The sequence below is a fragment of the Methyloversatilis sp. RAC08 genome (assembly GCF_001713355.1).
Classification (GTDB): Bacteria; Pseudomonadota; Gammaproteobacteria; order Burkholderiales; family Rhodocyclaceae; genus Methyloversatilis.
The window spans coordinates 936,130-949,056 of record NZ_CP016448.1; the positions used below are offsets into that span (position 1 = coordinate 936,130).

General features: G+C 67.7%; 12 protein-coding genes. 2 read left to right on the plus strand and 10 right to left on the minus strand.

All coding sequences use genetic code 11. The annotated features are described in order from the left end of the window. Nucleotides 1–80 precede the first annotated feature (80 nt). From BSY238_RS04200 to BSY238_RS04220, 5 genes are all read right to left on the minus strand, one after another. On the minus strand, nt 81–1,778 hold the full coding sequence (locus BSY238_RS04200) for a mechanosensitive ion channel family protein (protein WP_190295052.1): 1,698 nt from the start codon (nt 1,776–1,778) through the stop codon (nt 81–83). Between the two features lie 303 nt (nt 1,779–2,081). Further along, nucleotides 2,082–2,957 carry an archaetidylserine decarboxylase gene (gene asd, locus BSY238_RS04205; protein WP_069038039.1) on the minus strand — a complete coding sequence of 292 codons (876 nt, stop codon included), beginning with the start codon at nt 2,955–2,957 and terminating at the stop codon, nt 2,082–2,084. A 286-nt stretch (nt 2,958–3,243) separates the two neighbouring features. Continuing rightward, nucleotides 3,244–3,501, minus strand: a complete 258-nt coding sequence (locus BSY238_RS04210; protein WP_069038040.1) for a MoaD/ThiS family protein — start codon at nt 3,499–3,501, stop codon at nt 3,244–3,246. Nucleotides 3,502–3,523: 22 nt separating this feature from the next. Beyond that, entirely contained in the window at nt 3,524–4,693 is a 1,170-nt protein-coding gene (locus BSY238_RS04215) for a WD40/YVTN/BNR-like repeat-containing protein (protein ID WP_069038041.1), read from the minus strand. 174 nt (nt 4,694–4,867) lie between these two features. Beyond that, nucleotides 4,868–5,926 (minus strand): extracellular catalytic domain type 1 short-chain-length polyhydroxyalkanoate depolymerase, encoded by a 1,059-nt coding sequence (locus BSY238_RS04220; protein ID WP_069038042.1) that lies wholly within the window; start codon nt 5,924–5,926, stop codon nt 4,868–4,870. Between the two features lie 376 nt (nt 5,927–6,302). Here BSY238_RS04220 and BSY238_RS04225 point away from each other — a divergent pair, with 376 nt between their 5' ends. Together BSY238_RS04225 and trxC are read left to right on the plus strand one after the other, a co-directional pair. After that, a complete protein-coding gene (locus BSY238_RS04225; protein WP_069038043.1) occupies nt 6,303–9,035 on the plus strand; it encodes an autotransporter outer membrane beta-barrel domain-containing protein in 2,733 nt (910 codons plus the stop codon). 155 nt (nt 9,036–9,190) lie between these two features. Continuing rightward, nucleotides 9,191–9,610: a thioredoxin TrxC gene (trxC, locus tag BSY238_RS04230; protein WP_069038044.1), complete on the plus strand. Its 420-nt coding sequence runs from the start codon at nt 9,191–9,193 to the stop codon at nt 9,608–9,610. Nucleotides 9,611–9,691: 81 nt separating this feature from the next. Here the strand turns inward: trxC and BSY238_RS04235 are convergent, their stop codons facing one another. The 5 genes from BSY238_RS04235 to BSY238_RS04260 form a co-directional block, all read right to left on the minus strand. Beyond that, the gene (locus tag BSY238_RS04235) at nt 9,692–10,150 is read right to left on the minus strand and encodes a hypothetical protein (RefSeq protein WP_069038045.1); all 459 of its coding nucleotides are present in this window, start codon (nt 10,148–10,150) and stop codon (nt 9,692–9,694) included. Between the two features lie 157 nt (nt 10,151–10,307). Continuing rightward, a complete protein-coding gene (locus tag BSY238_RS04240) occupies nt 10,308–10,499 on the minus strand; it encodes a YjfB family protein (protein ID WP_069038046.1) in 192 nt (63 codons plus the stop codon). 522 nt (nt 10,500–11,021) lie between these two features. After that, nucleotides 11,022–11,453: a PaaI family thioesterase gene (locus BSY238_RS04250; protein WP_069038047.1), complete on the minus strand. Its 432-nt coding sequence runs from the start codon at nt 11,451–11,453 to the stop codon at nt 11,022–11,024. After that, the gene (locus tag BSY238_RS04255) at nt 11,431–12,033 is read right to left on the minus strand and encodes a 2-hydroxychromene-2-carboxylate isomerase (RefSeq protein WP_083223915.1); all 603 of its coding nucleotides are present in this window, start codon (nt 12,031–12,033) and stop codon (nt 11,431–11,433) included. Before BSY238_RS04255 ends, BSY238_RS04250 begins: the two co-directional genes overlap by 23 nt. A 10-nt stretch (nt 12,034–12,043) precedes the next feature. After that, the gene (locus tag BSY238_RS04260; RefSeq protein WP_083224116.1) at nt 12,044–12,907 is read right to left on the minus strand and encodes a CmcJ/NvfI family oxidoreductase; all 864 of its coding nucleotides are present in this window, start codon (nt 12,905–12,907) and stop codon (nt 12,044–12,046) included. Nucleotides 12,908–12,927 lie beyond the last annotated feature (20 nt).

A 12,927-nucleotide genomic window follows, 5' to 3' on the forward strand; every position in this document is an offset into this window, starting at 1 on the left:
ATTGCCGCGCGCCGGTCGCGGTGGGAGAAATCCGCCTCCTGATTGTCGACCGCGAGCGGCAGAACGCAGACGACAACCGGTCAGACGCGTTCCGGTTCGTGCGGCGGCTGTGCCGGACTGGGCCACCATCCGGACGGCGGTACCACCTGCGGCGTCGGCGTATCGGCCATGTAATGCGGCGACATGATCTGGACGCCGTACTCGTTGAACACGTCCTGGATGTTGCCGTGCAGCTGGTTCAGCGCTTCGGCGCGCCGTGCCGGCGCGCTCTTGTCGATCTGCGCGCACATCCTGTATTCGACATAGAAGTCGGACAGCGCAGTCTGCAGCACATAGGGCAGCGGCGTCTGCGCGACACCCGGCGTGCGCCGTGCGGCTTCGAGCAGCATGGCATGCACCTGTCGCCAGGGTGTGGCGTAGCCGATGGTGACCGTCGTGTGTACGACGAAATGGCCATCGGTCACCAGGCGGGAAAAGTTGCGCACCGGGTGGCTGAACATGACCGCGTTCGGAATGCTCACCTCCTCGCCCATGCCGGTATGGATCCGGGTCGCGAACAAACCGATGTTCATCACCGTGCCTTCGGTTTCGCCGGCCTTCACATATTCACCCGGACGCAGCGAGCGGGAGTACATCAGGCTGAAACCCGACAGCACCTGACCGACGATGCTGGAAGCACCGAGCGACAGCATCAGGCCGGCCAGCACCGACACGCCCTTGAACGCCTCGCTGTGCGAACCGGGCAGGTAGGGATACGCCATCGCCAACGCAAACAGCCAGATGATCAGATTGCCGAGGCGGCGCGTCGGCCCCGCGGTATCGACGTCCAGCCCGGCTACCCTGGCCTCGCCGCTTTCGACCCGTTCGAGCAGCGCGCCGAGCGCCCTTGAACTGACGCGTGCCAGCAGGAAAATGAGCACTGCGATCACCAGTCCGGGGATCGCACCCGCAATGGCCCACGCAAACTGCGCAAGCACGTCGAGCAGCCAGGCTGTAGAGCGCTCGCCCCACGGACGGGACCAGGCGAACTGATGCAGCACGAAGGTGAGCCACGCGTCGATCAGCAGCACCGCCGCCAGCCAGCTCAGTCCGCGCGACACGGCGTTCAGCACGCGGCGGGCGTGCTCGGCATAGGCGGCAAGCAGATCGCCGGCGGATCGGTCCTGCTGCCATGCCGCGAGACGCCGATCGAGCCGCTCCGCCAGTTTGCGACGCAGCCAGAACACGCCCTTCAGCAGCAGCAGGGCGAGCAGCGTTGCACCGGCGGACCAGGCGAGCCCCTGACCGATGCGTCGCGCATCGCCCTTTTCACGCACTTCGAGTACGGCGGCCTGCAGGCGACGCTGCACTTCTTCGGCCGCCGCATTGAACGACAGGCCGGAAGACGGCCCGACATCGTCGGCCACCAGATGGAACACCCGTTCGCCATCGAACTTCAGGCTGGCGGTCGCGCCTTCACGCATCAGCGTGATGGCGGCCGGACCTCCGCCCGCCAGCATGCGCTCCAGCGTCGCCTCGGCCTGCTGGGCGCGAACCGCAGGCGCATCGTCCAGCAGCGTGGCCCGAAAGGTCACGATGCGGCGTCGATTCACGAACAGAGTGTCTTCTTCAACGTCGACGCTGCCGCCGCGCGACAACTCGAACACTGGTCGGTCAGGCGCAATGACCGGCGCAGGCGGCGCATCCGGCGCCTGGGAAAATGCGCCGGCCGAGCCGGTCGCGGCACAGATCAGAAAGAACAGGCGCAGGCAGCGGAATGCAATACGGCGGGCGATCACGCACGTCTCCGGATCAAGTCGACAGTCGCGAGAATGCTGCATTCCAGGAGGATCGTCCAATGCCGCGTCCGTCATGTCATGCCTGGTGCGACGGCGCCCGGTCCGGCCTGGGCACCGGGGTGCTTTCTGTGGTCAAAGATCCGTCGTCGGGCAGTTACGGGGGCTTCGCCCGTGAAGCGGTCGAATCGCGCTGTACCGCCACACCGACGCCCTGCGGCTGAGGACACGAATGACCTGAAAATCGTTGATTCTGCCGATGGCGCCACGAACTTCATCCGACGCCGGCGGCCTTGGCGGCTCCGGTCAGCGCCCCGGCGCTGCCGCCATCGCTTCCGCCATCTCCTCGCCCATGCGCACGCTGCGCCCGGGCGTCCAGTCGGCGCGTGCGCGCAGCACGTTCTTCGGGAACAGCATCACCACGGTCGAGCCGAGCAGGAAGCGCCCCATTTCCTCGCCGCGTGCGAGCCGGATGTCCTGCTCGTCGTAGCGCCAGTCGCGCAGCGTACCGGGGCGCGGCGGGTTGATCAGACCGTGCCAGACGGTCTGCATGCTGCCGACCGCCATGGCGCCGACCAGCGTCAGCACGAAGGGACCAAATGCCGAATCGAACAGGCACACCACGCGCTCGTTGCGCGCGAACAGTCCGGGTACACCGGCCACCGTCGCAGGATTCACCGAATACAGCGTACCCGGCACATGAATCATGCGCCGCAGCCGCCCGTCGCACGGCATGTGGATACGGTGGTAGTCCTTCGGGCTGAGGTAGATCGAAATCGCCTCACCGCCTTCGAAGGGCGCAGCCAGCGCGGCATCGCCGCCCACCAGCGCCTGGGCGCAATAGGCGTGCCCCTTCACCTGCAGGATGGTGGCGTCACGCAGCGTCACGCAGTCGATCACCGAGCCATCGACCGGGCTTACGAAGGGCGCGTCGGCCAGCGGACGCACGCCGTCGCGCAGCGCCCGGGTGAAGAAGTCGTTGAAGCAGGCGTAGTGCGTCGGGTCCGGATCGGCCGCCTCGCTCATGTCCACGCCGTACTTGCGGATGAACCACGGAATGATGCCGCGCGTCCATGGCGCGCGGGAATTGGCGACGAATTCGGCGAACCGGGTCAGCGCCTGCTTGGGCAACACATGCTGCAGCCGGACAAACAGTCGATCGTGAAGATCAGAAGACGACATCGGGCGGTCTCGTGAGGGGGCCTTCGCGCACCTGTGCGCCCTGCGATGCGCAACAGCGTCTGACGGCCCGCTACCGCGTGTTCAGCGGAGTGTGACCGGATGGTGGCGCGGAGCAGAAGGCTCGCCAACTGCGAGCGCCCCGGATTTTCGGTCCCGCATATTAATGGAAGCGCCCGGCGGCGACACGGCGTTCGCACGCCCCCGGGCGCGGGTCACGCATCTGCGGGGCGACCGGCGACGCCGCTGCCCTGCGGTATTCACGCAGTCCGCGACAGTCGGGGCGCTGTCAGCCGCCGCTGAGCGCCTGCACGATGATCAGTTCGCCGTCCGCGCGCAGCGGCTGCGCGAGGTCGCGTACCTGTTCACCGTCGAAGAAGATGCGGATGTGGCGGCGGATGCGACCCTGCTCGTCGATCATGCGAAAGCGGATGCCCGGGTACTGGCCGTCGAGCGCGTCGAGCACGTCAGCCAGCGTGGCGCCGGATGCCTCGGCATGAGCGCTTTCGGTGTAGGCGCGCAGGGCGCTCGGGATCAGCACCCTCATCGGACGACTTTCCGCGCAGCGGTCACGGCGCGGGCCGCTCCGCCACCTCGACCGCATAGATGTCCGGCAGGTGCTGCGCGATGCAGGTCCAGTGCGCACCCTCGTCGCGACTGGCCCACAGCTCGCCGCTGGTGGTGCCAAAATACAGGCCGATCGTGTCCTGGCCGTCGGCCGTCATGGCCTGGCGTTTCACCGTCCACCAGGCCTGAGCCTTCGGCAGGCCGGCGTCGAGACGCTGCCAGCTGGCGCCCGCATTGCGCGTCGCATAGACCGCCGGCCGCCCGTCCGGACTGGTGCGCGGCCACACCGATGTGCCGTCCATCGGAAACACCCAGGCGGTGTCGGCGTCGCGCGGATGCACCACCATCGGGAAGCCGATCTCGCCCACCTCGGACGGCATCGTGTCGCCGATCTTGCGCCAGCGCGTGTCCGGCCGGTCGAGCCGGTAGATGCCGCAATGATTCTGCTGGTACAGCCGATCCGGGTTGGTCGGGCACAGTCGCACGCAGTGCGGGTCGTGGAAGGTGGGCTGTGACGCATCGAAGCCTTCCACCACGTCAAGGCCGTCGATCAGCGGCGCGAAACTGCGGCCGCCATCGAGCGATTCGTGCACGCCACCGCCGGACATCGCAAAGTACAGATGCGACGGATCGCGCGGGTCCACGATGATGGAGTGCAGCTTGGGGCCATCGGGCGTGCCATCCTGTACCGTACCCATCCATTTCAGGTAGTCCGGATGGTCGTTGATGCACGAGAATGGCGCCCAGCTGACGCCGCCGTCGTCCGACCGGAACAGGCCCTGCGGCGACGTGCCGGCGTACCACACGCCCGGTTCGACCGCCGGGCCGGGCGCGAGCCAGAAGGTGTGATCAACACTGCGCCCGGCGCCGCCCTCGGCGCGGGCGAACGCGGGCGGCCGTGCCGCTTCGGTCCAGTTGGCACCGAAATCGGTCGAGCGGAAAATGGTCGGCCCGAGGTGACCGGTTTTCGCGGCTGCAAGCAGCGTGCGGCCATCACGCGGGTCAAGCACGACATGGCTGATGACGTGGCCGAGAAAGTGCGGCCCGTCGGTGCGCCAGCTGCCGCGCTCCGGGTCGCCGTGATAGAACCACGCGCCCTTGCGGGTCGCGACCAGCAGGGTGACCTGACGTGTCGGGCCGGGCGGCCGAACGCGGGTGTGATCGGATGACATGGTGTGCTCCTCGTACGGGCGGGACGCCGATGCAGGGTCGACGAACGAAGGCTGCCGGTTTCGACAGCGATCGCTGCGCCTGACAGGATCATCCGCCCGACGGAGCGCGTTCGGGAAGTCCGCACAGCACCGGGTTACGCTGCGATCGGACCCGCGCCGGGCCGCCGACCCGCCTCAGGACTTGAACTGCCGGGCGGCAAACGCCCACACCATGCGCGACGCATCGGGGCCCTTCGCATCGCCATAGGGCTCGCTCGCAGCGCCACCGCTCCAGGCATGCGCGAGGCCGGGGATGCCGATCTGCGTCACCACTGTGCGGCCACGCAGCCGGAAATCGGTCACCGTCATCGGGTGCCGTTTGCCACGCTGCATGGTGCGCGGCGCCCCCGCAGACGCACCAGCGGCATCGGCCCACCCTTGCGCGGCCGTGTCGCCATTGCCCGGCGCGACCACCGCGTCGCGTCCGCCGTGGATCACGAGCAGCGGTGGCAGGTTGACCGTCAACGCCATCGGCACAGCCGGCAGCGCTGCCGCCGGACGCCGTCCGCGCATGGCGCCGAGCGCACTCAGCGTCGAATGGGCACTGCCCGGCGGCACGCCCGAATGCATCACCAGCGCGCGGAATCGCGTCGGATGCCGCGTCACCAGCAGCGCCGCCATGCTGGCGCCAGCCGACAGACCGGCCACGGCGACCCGTTCGAGATCGGCCGGATAGAGCGTGCACACCTGATCGATGGCGGCCATGATCAGTGCGACTTCGCCCCAGGCACGGCCGGATCGGGTATCGAACCAGTTCCAGCAGCCTTGGGCATTGGCCAGCCGCTCCTGTTCCGGATACAGCACCAGAAAGCCCTCGCGTGCCGCAATGCGATTCATCCGCGTGCTGTCGGCAAACCCCTTCGCGTCCTGCCCGCAGCCGTGCAGCATCACGAGCAGCGGCACCCGCTCGCCGGGACGAATGCCAGCCGGGCGGTACAGCCGGTAGCGACGCGCACCGGACGGACCGATCGCCACGCCCGGCAGCCACTGCCCGGCTGCAGTGGCGCCCTTGCCCGGCGCCTTGACTGCGGTTCGTCCACGTGCGACCGGCTTGACACGCGCGACCGTCGGCGTGACCGCCTTGAGCGCACGCCGCGTGGCCGGCAATGCCGAACGCAGCGCCGAGCGCTGCAAGGTCGCCAGACTGCGCGTCATGCTTCGGGTGAAGATCGAGGTCCAGCTGCGCTTCGCCATCCGTGAGGGTCCGTGTGCCGGCTTGAACCGGGGTGCCACCACATCCGCATATATAAATGCAGGCGTGACCATGTCCGTCGGTTCTACAGCATGTCGGGGCAAAAACGCCGGAACATTTCAGCTGCTCACACCTTTGCCGGCGCGACCGGGCCGACTCGAGCACCATGGGGCGGAACCTTCCGCGTCGCGGCGCGGCTTCGGGTCGACACGGAACAACGCGTCTTTCAGCCGTCTGATCGGTCAAACGGCGATCGAACATGGGCGCATGATCGATCGCGCATCACGGCACTCCGGCAGTGCCGGTCACACCACAAGCTTCTTCCAACGCTGCAAACCTCGACGCAATTCGCCGGGTTTCATGAAAGTCAGGTGTCGAGTGCATCACCACAGTTTCAAGGCCCGAGCCGGGCGATGGACCGTATCCGCGGCCTTCGTCCTGTGCACGGCACTGCCCGCGGGCCGCGCCATCGCCGCCTGCAACGGCGGCGTCACGGTCACGTCGAGCATCGTGATCGGTGCGAACTGCGACGGTGGCAGCACCACGCCACTGCGCATGAACACCGGCGCGAACGTGACGATCAATTCCGGCGTCACGGTCTCGAACAATGCCGGCAGCGGCCGCAATGGCGACCCGATTTCGGTGCTGTCAACCAGCACATCCGCCACGCTGACCAACAACGGCAACATCTATACCGCCGCGCAGTGGGCGATCACCAACAACGGCACGCTCGACACGCTGATCAATACCGGCACGATCGCCTCCGGCGTCCGGCGCGCCATCGTGAACAACGGCGGCACCATCGGCACGATCACCAACACCGGCACCGTGTCCGGGCCGTTCGCCGACATCACGGCCTCGGGCGGTAGCATCGGCACCCTCAACAACCTGCAGGGTGCCGGCAACGCGGGTGGCGCGCTGACCTATGCCGGCGACCTGCCGACCCGCTACAACATCATCATCAACGCGCCCGGCACCTATGGCGTACTGGCCGGAGCGGGCGTATCCGGCGCCACGATGTTCGGCATCCACGGCACGTCCACCGTCGCCACCGGCACCTATTCCGGCGTGCTGACCGGAATGGCTGCCGCGAACCTGAGCGGCGCCACCAGCGGCAGCTTCGGCGGACTGGCCTGGGCGCTGAATCTCGCCTCCGGCAGCAGCACCGTGTGGGATCTGATTTTCGCGCCGGCAAGCACCGACATCACGACCGGCGGCACCTTCACGCTGGACAGCGTCGGCGTGACGACCAATCCGGTATTCGACGGCGGCACGCTGACGCTCGCGGCCGACGACGCGTCGGCACAGGCGTTCGCCGTGGGCGGCAGCGGCGGCACCCTCACCTCGCCGACCGGCGGCAGCGCCACGCTGTCCGGCGTGTTGTCTGGCGCCGGCGGTCTGACGATAGCCGGCACAGGCCGGCTGACGCTGTCCGGCCTGAACAGCTATGGCGGCGGCACGACCATCGCGTCCGGCACGGTCGCGATCGACGGCGATTCGGCCCTGGGGAGCGGCGCGGTATTCGTCGCGCCGGGCGCCGTGCTGATGGGCACCGGCACGATCGCCGGCCCGGTCACCGTCGCTGGCACCTTCAAACCCGGCAACTCGCCCGGTTTCATCGCCGTGAACGCCACCGTCGCGCAAAATACCGGCAGTACCTATCAGCAGGACATCGCAGGCACCGTGCAGGCGGCGAGCACCACGCCTGCCGGAGCGACCGGTTTCTACAGCTTCCTCGAAATCACCGGCGGGCAGTTCGTCATCCAGCCCGGCGCCACGCTCACGCCACAACTGCTGAACCTGTTCACGCCGGGCGAGCCCGGATTCGGCAGCGCGCCGCATGTGCCGGCGCTCGGCGAGCGCTTCCGCATCATCAGCGCAGATAGCGGCATCACCGGCCGCTTCACGACACTGACCCAGCCGGCCGGCCTCGCCGCCGGCACGCAGTTCGCGGCTTTCTACGATGTGGCCGGCAGCCGGAGCATCGACCTGCTGGTGATCCCGCTGTCCTACCGCAGCGTGCTGGCTGACGGCAGCGCGAATGCCCGGTCGGCCGGCGACGCGCTGGACCGGCTGGTCGAACTGAATCTGGCCGGTACGGCGGGTGTGGCGCAAACCACCCTGCTGCAGGCGGCCGCAACGCAAGGCGCCACAGCGCTGCCGTCATTCGCGCGTTCGCTGGCGGGTGAAACGCATGGCGCAAGTCTGGCAATGGTTCCGCAGGCCACGCGGCGACTGCAGCAAACGGTGCTCGCACAAGTGGACAGCGTCGCGCGCACCGGCAACAGGGTGTGGGGCGGCATCACCTACCAAGGCGGCAATCGCTCGGGCGACGAAAACGCCAGCGGCTTTTCCAGCCATCTGTATCAACTGGCTTTCGGTGCCGACATGCACACCGCCGACGGCCACACGCTGGGTGCCGGCTTCGCGCTGTCGACCACCCGGGTTTCCGCCCGCTCCGGGTCGGGCACGGTTCAACAGGGCACGATCTTCGCGTATGGCCAGCGTCCGGTCAGCGACTGGGTGCTCGACGGCATGGCCAGCATCGGCCTCAGTTCGACCGACAACACGCGCAACGATCCTCTCGGCAGCGCCACGGCGCTCGACGCGAACGACATCCACGGCGGCGACGCGCTCGTCAGCCTGGGCATCGGCCGCGCCCACGATGTCGCGCCTGGCCGCGTCACCCCCTATGCCCGCCTGACCTGGCAGCACGTGCGCCAGTCCGCGTTCAACGAGGGCGACAGCGCTGCCGCACTGGGCGTACGCCGCTTCAGCGATGACGGCGTACGCGCCGTGCTCGGCGTATCGCTTGCCTCCGCGCCGACCTTCGCCAGCTCTGACCCGGCGGCTCAGCGCTTCACCTACCGCGCCCACCTGGGCGTCGGAGCCGACACGTCGGGTCTGATCCAGCCGCGCCTGAACACCACGCTGGCGGGCGTCGCAATGACGCTGCGTACGCCCGACGTCGGTAAGACCTTCGTGCAGGCCGGCGTCTCCGCCAGCGCACGGGTCGCCACCCACACCGTCGTGGAGCTGGGTCTCGCCGGCGAAATCCGTCAGGGTGCGGTGCTGGGCAACATCAATCTGGACCTGATAGTCCGCTTCTGACGCACACACTGCCTGCTGCGCGCAGGCACCGGTTGTTTTCTCTCGATTCCCCCTCATCTATCGCAGCATGAGGCGCTCCGGCCAACCGGCCCGTCCGGGCCGGAGCGGGTATGCCCTCCGGCGCGTGCCCCCGCTGTCCTTGAAGGAATCGAACCATGCTCATCGTGTGTCAGCACTGCAGCACGACCAACCGCGTCGCGGACGAGCGCCTCGACGATCAACCGGTGTGCGCGCGCTGCAAGAAGCCGCTGCTTGCGGCCGAACCCTTCGCGCTGGACGACCAGACCTTCGCCCGCTATGTGCAGACCACGGAATTGCCGGTAGTGGTGGACTTCTGGGCCGACTGGTGCGGCCCGTGCAAGGTCATGGCGCCGCAGTACGCCGCGGCGGCCGCGCAATTGCCCCGCGTGCGCTTTGCCAAGGTCGATACCGAACAGGCGCAGAACACCGCCGCTCAGTTCCGGATCCGCAGCATTCCCACGCTGCTTCTGATGCGGGGCGGCCATGAAATCGCACGCAGATCAGGTGCGATGAGCGCCGCGGATCTGCTGCGCTGGATTCGATCGGTGACCTGAAGCAACACCGCCGAGCACCGAAGCACGTCGTTCGTGCCTTGGAAAGGACCGCACGAATGGACCGCGCAGTGCGGCGCCACCTCACTCGGCGACGATGACGCCCTTCGTGCCGGCGTCGAAATCGGCCCACGTGTCTTCGCCAACCAGGCGGCGATCGCCCTGAATGGTGAACAGGACCGGGCCGTCGCGGAACACGAGTGCGCCATCGCTGCGCTTCGCCTTCACCCGCTTGCCGTTCACCCATACACGTTCGCGAAGGTCGATGCGGAGTGTGGCGAAGGTCGAGCCATCCGCCGCCCGGGCAACCCATTGCCCGGCGTAGGGCGTGGCCGGACCGGCGCCCGCCGGCGCGGGTGCGGCGGTGCCGAAGCCGGCCGCGGCGTTTTCAGCACGGGTTTTCGTGATGTCACAGCCTTGCAGTTCCGACACCTGGGTACAGCCGGAACGTTCGAGCTGTCGCGCGTACTTCGCGTCGATTGCGTGGGCCGGCGCAGCGGAAAGCAGGCCGATGGCGGCAACAGATATCCAGCATGACTTCATGGGCTCACCTCGTCGTGCCAACGCAGACCGGAAGTGGGCGCGTTCAGGGCGGACGCCCGAACCCGCTCCGACTCGAACCAAAAGCGTACCAAGAAGTACGCGTGTGCGTCGGATCCGACCGCCACCGTTCGATCCGCGCGCGGCGCGGACCCAACGCTCAGGCGTAGGTGTCGATCAGGTGAGCGCCGGACGGTCTGGCCGGCACCGGTGCGGGGAGGGCCTGCAGCAGTTGCAGCGCACTGGCAGCCTGAATGTCCAGCGCCTTCTTCAGCACCAGCGTGCCGGCGGCATCGACCACCCTCGCCTGCGACAGCGCGGTGGCGGTACTGGCAATGGCGGATACGTCCATCGATGAACTCCTTGCGCCGGAACACGGCGTGAAGCCAGGGCTAACGACCGCCGGGCTCACGATCTTGAGGATGGTGACCATCACTTGCCCGATGGTTGGGGGAAACGTTGGGCATCGCTGCGCTCACCCCAACCTACATGCCTGACGCAACGACGCGATGACTGGCGGAGCTGGGTTGTTGGGCATCGCTGCGCTCACCCCAACCTACATGCCGGGGCTGGCTTTGCCAGGTCGCCTCATTCGTAGGTTGGGGTGAGCGCAGCGATGCCCGACACAGGCCAGGGCTAAGGCCACGTGGCGTAAGTTCGCGCTGCCGTCCTTGCGGCTGAATGTCTAATGACCGTCGATCAGCTCGACCCGCAGGTCATCGTCCGGGTAGCGTGCTTCGTCGCCGCTGCCGCGGTCGCCGATTTCCAGATACACCACTGCCCCGGCCGTGTCGTTGATCAGGCAGTGCGCGTGCCGTTACCTGCGGCGAAACCGGCGCACGTGCCGGGTGCCAGGCGCGGAGGGGTCCCGGCGTCACGCATCCGACAGGATGGCGCAGCTCGCCTTGATCAGTGCGATCGTGCGGTCGCCGACGCGAAATTCGCCCGATGCGACGCATTGCCGACGGCCGATGCGGTGCGCATGAATGCGGCCGACCAGCCAGTCGCCCGCCGTGCTCGGGCCGAGGTAGTCGACGGACAGGCTGGCCGTCACCATCCGGGTATCTGACGGCAGCTGCGCGGCGATGAAGCCGACGATGAAAATGTCGGCCAGCGTGGCGATGACGCCGCCGTGCGTGATGCCCAGCCGGTTGCAGTCGTCACCGGTTATGCGGAACGTGAAGTGATCCGTGTGCCCTGCGTTACCGGTGAATACCGTGCGGCCGCCGAAGAACGGGCCGCGCAGCACGCGCGGCGTGAAACCCGCTGGCGCGCTGTCGTCGTCAGGCGCGACGAGCGGTGGCATCGAGTGCGTCCTCCAGTTGATCGTTACCCCAGTACAGGGCGTCGCCGACGAAAAAGCTGGGCGCGCCGAACAGCCCGCGCTGCGCCGCCTGCTCGGTCTGTTCGCGCAGCGCCTGCTTCACCTCGGGCGACTGCGACTGCGCGATCAGGTCCGCTGCCGGCAGTCCAAGTTCGTTCAGCACGCGCTGAATCGCTTCGACGTCGTTGATGTCCGTGTCGTGCACGAAATTCAGTTCGAACACGCGGGCGCAGAAGGTCGCGATCCACGGCGCGTTGCTGTTCGCGAGCGCAATGCGCGCCGGCAGCAGGCCGTTGCGCGGAAACTGCGACGGCTTGCGCCAGGGCAAGGCATGGCGCGCGCATTGCCGGGCGAGGTCGGTCCACATCCAGGCGAACTTGACCGGCTGCTGCAGGAAGGGCGAACTTTCCCAGCCGGCGGAGCGGAAGATCGGGCCGAGCAGCAGCGGGCGCCACAGCACTTTGACGCCGCGCGCGCGCGCCAGCGCTTCGATGCGCAGCGTGCTCAGATAGCTGTAAGGACTGGCAAAGTCGAACCAGTACTCGAGATGCGGATCGTTCATGACTGACCTTTCAGTCGAAAAGGACAAGGCAGCGCGCCTCGATGCTGGCGCGCAGCGGCGCATCGACAGGTGCCGCCGGATCGAGGAAGGCGGCGTGCGGGGTGAATCGTGACACGCCGCTCGCCTGCGAGTCATATTGCTTGAACACCAGCACCTCGCTCATCGCCATGTCGGAAAAGTAATGCCAGCGGTGCTGCGGCGAATGCTTCAGCAGATAGATTTCACCGCTGCGCCCCGGATAGCGTATTTCCGCCGCCACCAGATCCTGCGCCATCACCGAGCGCGCGTCGCACATCGCCAGCGGTGCATCGACGACCGGCTCGATCAGCGGGCGCCACACATTCACCACCGCGTAGCGACGGACGCGCGATCGCGCCGCGTCATCGCGCAGCACGAGGCCGAGGCGCGCCAGACCGCTCGCTTCCGAGTAATCGTTGTGCACGCGTCCGACGGCCGACGCCTGGGCGTTCTGCCGGCCGAAGGTGAGGTGCTGCTCGCCCCGGCTGCGCCGGCGGATCTGATGGTCGAAGCACAGCGCGCGCTTCGCGCCGGTGGCCTCGCAGGCGATGGCTTCGACTTCCGGGTAGTAGCGCGCGCGGATGCATTCGTCGTCATCGAAGCGCGCGAGGCCGGTCGGGACATCGCGCAGTTCGAAGCCATGACGTTCGAGCAGGAAGTCTTTCGCAGCCGGGCGCGCGTCGACGATGACGACCCGGTGCGTGCGGTAGCTGCAGTTTTCCCACGGTTCGCCGTCGGGCGGCGGATACATGTAATTGACCGGCGCGCCGGCGCTGTCCTGCAGGTAGTCCAGTCCGCCGACAGTCGGCGCCGGCTGCGCGCTGTCGGGATGAAGAACACCTTCGTCATGCGTCATCAATTGCAGCTCCTTGGTCG

Excerpts from the sequence above, each read along its gene's own strand:
- BSY238_RS04235 (WP_069038045.1), bottom strand. The coding sequence starts at position 10,150 with ATGAAGTCATGCTGGATATCTGTTGCCGCCATCGGCCTGCTTTCCGCT.
- BSY238_RS04215 (WP_069038041.1), bottom strand. The coding sequence starts at position 4,693 with ATGTCATCCGATCACACCCGCGTTCGGCCGCCCGGCCCGACACGTCAG.
- BSY238_RS04220 (WP_069038042.1), bottom strand. The coding sequence starts at position 5,926 with ATGGCGAAGCGCAGCTGGACCTCGATCTTCACCCGAAGCATGACGCGC.
- BSY238_RS04250 (WP_069038047.1), bottom strand. The coding sequence starts at position 11,453 with ATGCCACCGCTCGTCGCGCCTGACGACGACAGCGCGCCAGCGGGTTTC.
- BSY238_RS04210 (WP_069038040.1), bottom strand. The coding sequence starts at position 3,501 with ATGAGGGTGCTGATCCCGAGCGCCCTGCGCGCCTACACCGAAAGCGCT.
- BSY238_RS04260 (WP_083224116.1), bottom strand. The coding sequence starts at position 12,907 with ATGACGCATGACGAAGGTGTTCTTCATCCCGACAGCGCGCAGCCGGCG.
- BSY238_RS04255 (WP_083223915.1), bottom strand. The coding sequence starts at position 12,033 with ATGAACGATCCGCATCTCGAGTACTGGTTCGACTTTGCCAGTCCTTAC.
- BSY238_RS04240 (WP_069038046.1), bottom strand. The coding sequence starts at position 10,499 with ATGGACGTATCCGCCATTGCCAGTACCGCCACCGCGCTGTCGCAGGCG.
- asd (WP_069038039.1), bottom strand. The coding sequence starts at position 2,957 with ATGTCGTCTTCTGATCTTCACGATCGACTGTTTGTCCGGCTGCAGCAT.
- trxC (WP_069038044.1), top strand. The coding sequence starts at position 9,191 with ATGCTCATCGTGTGTCAGCACTGCAGCACGACCAACCGCGTCGCGGAC.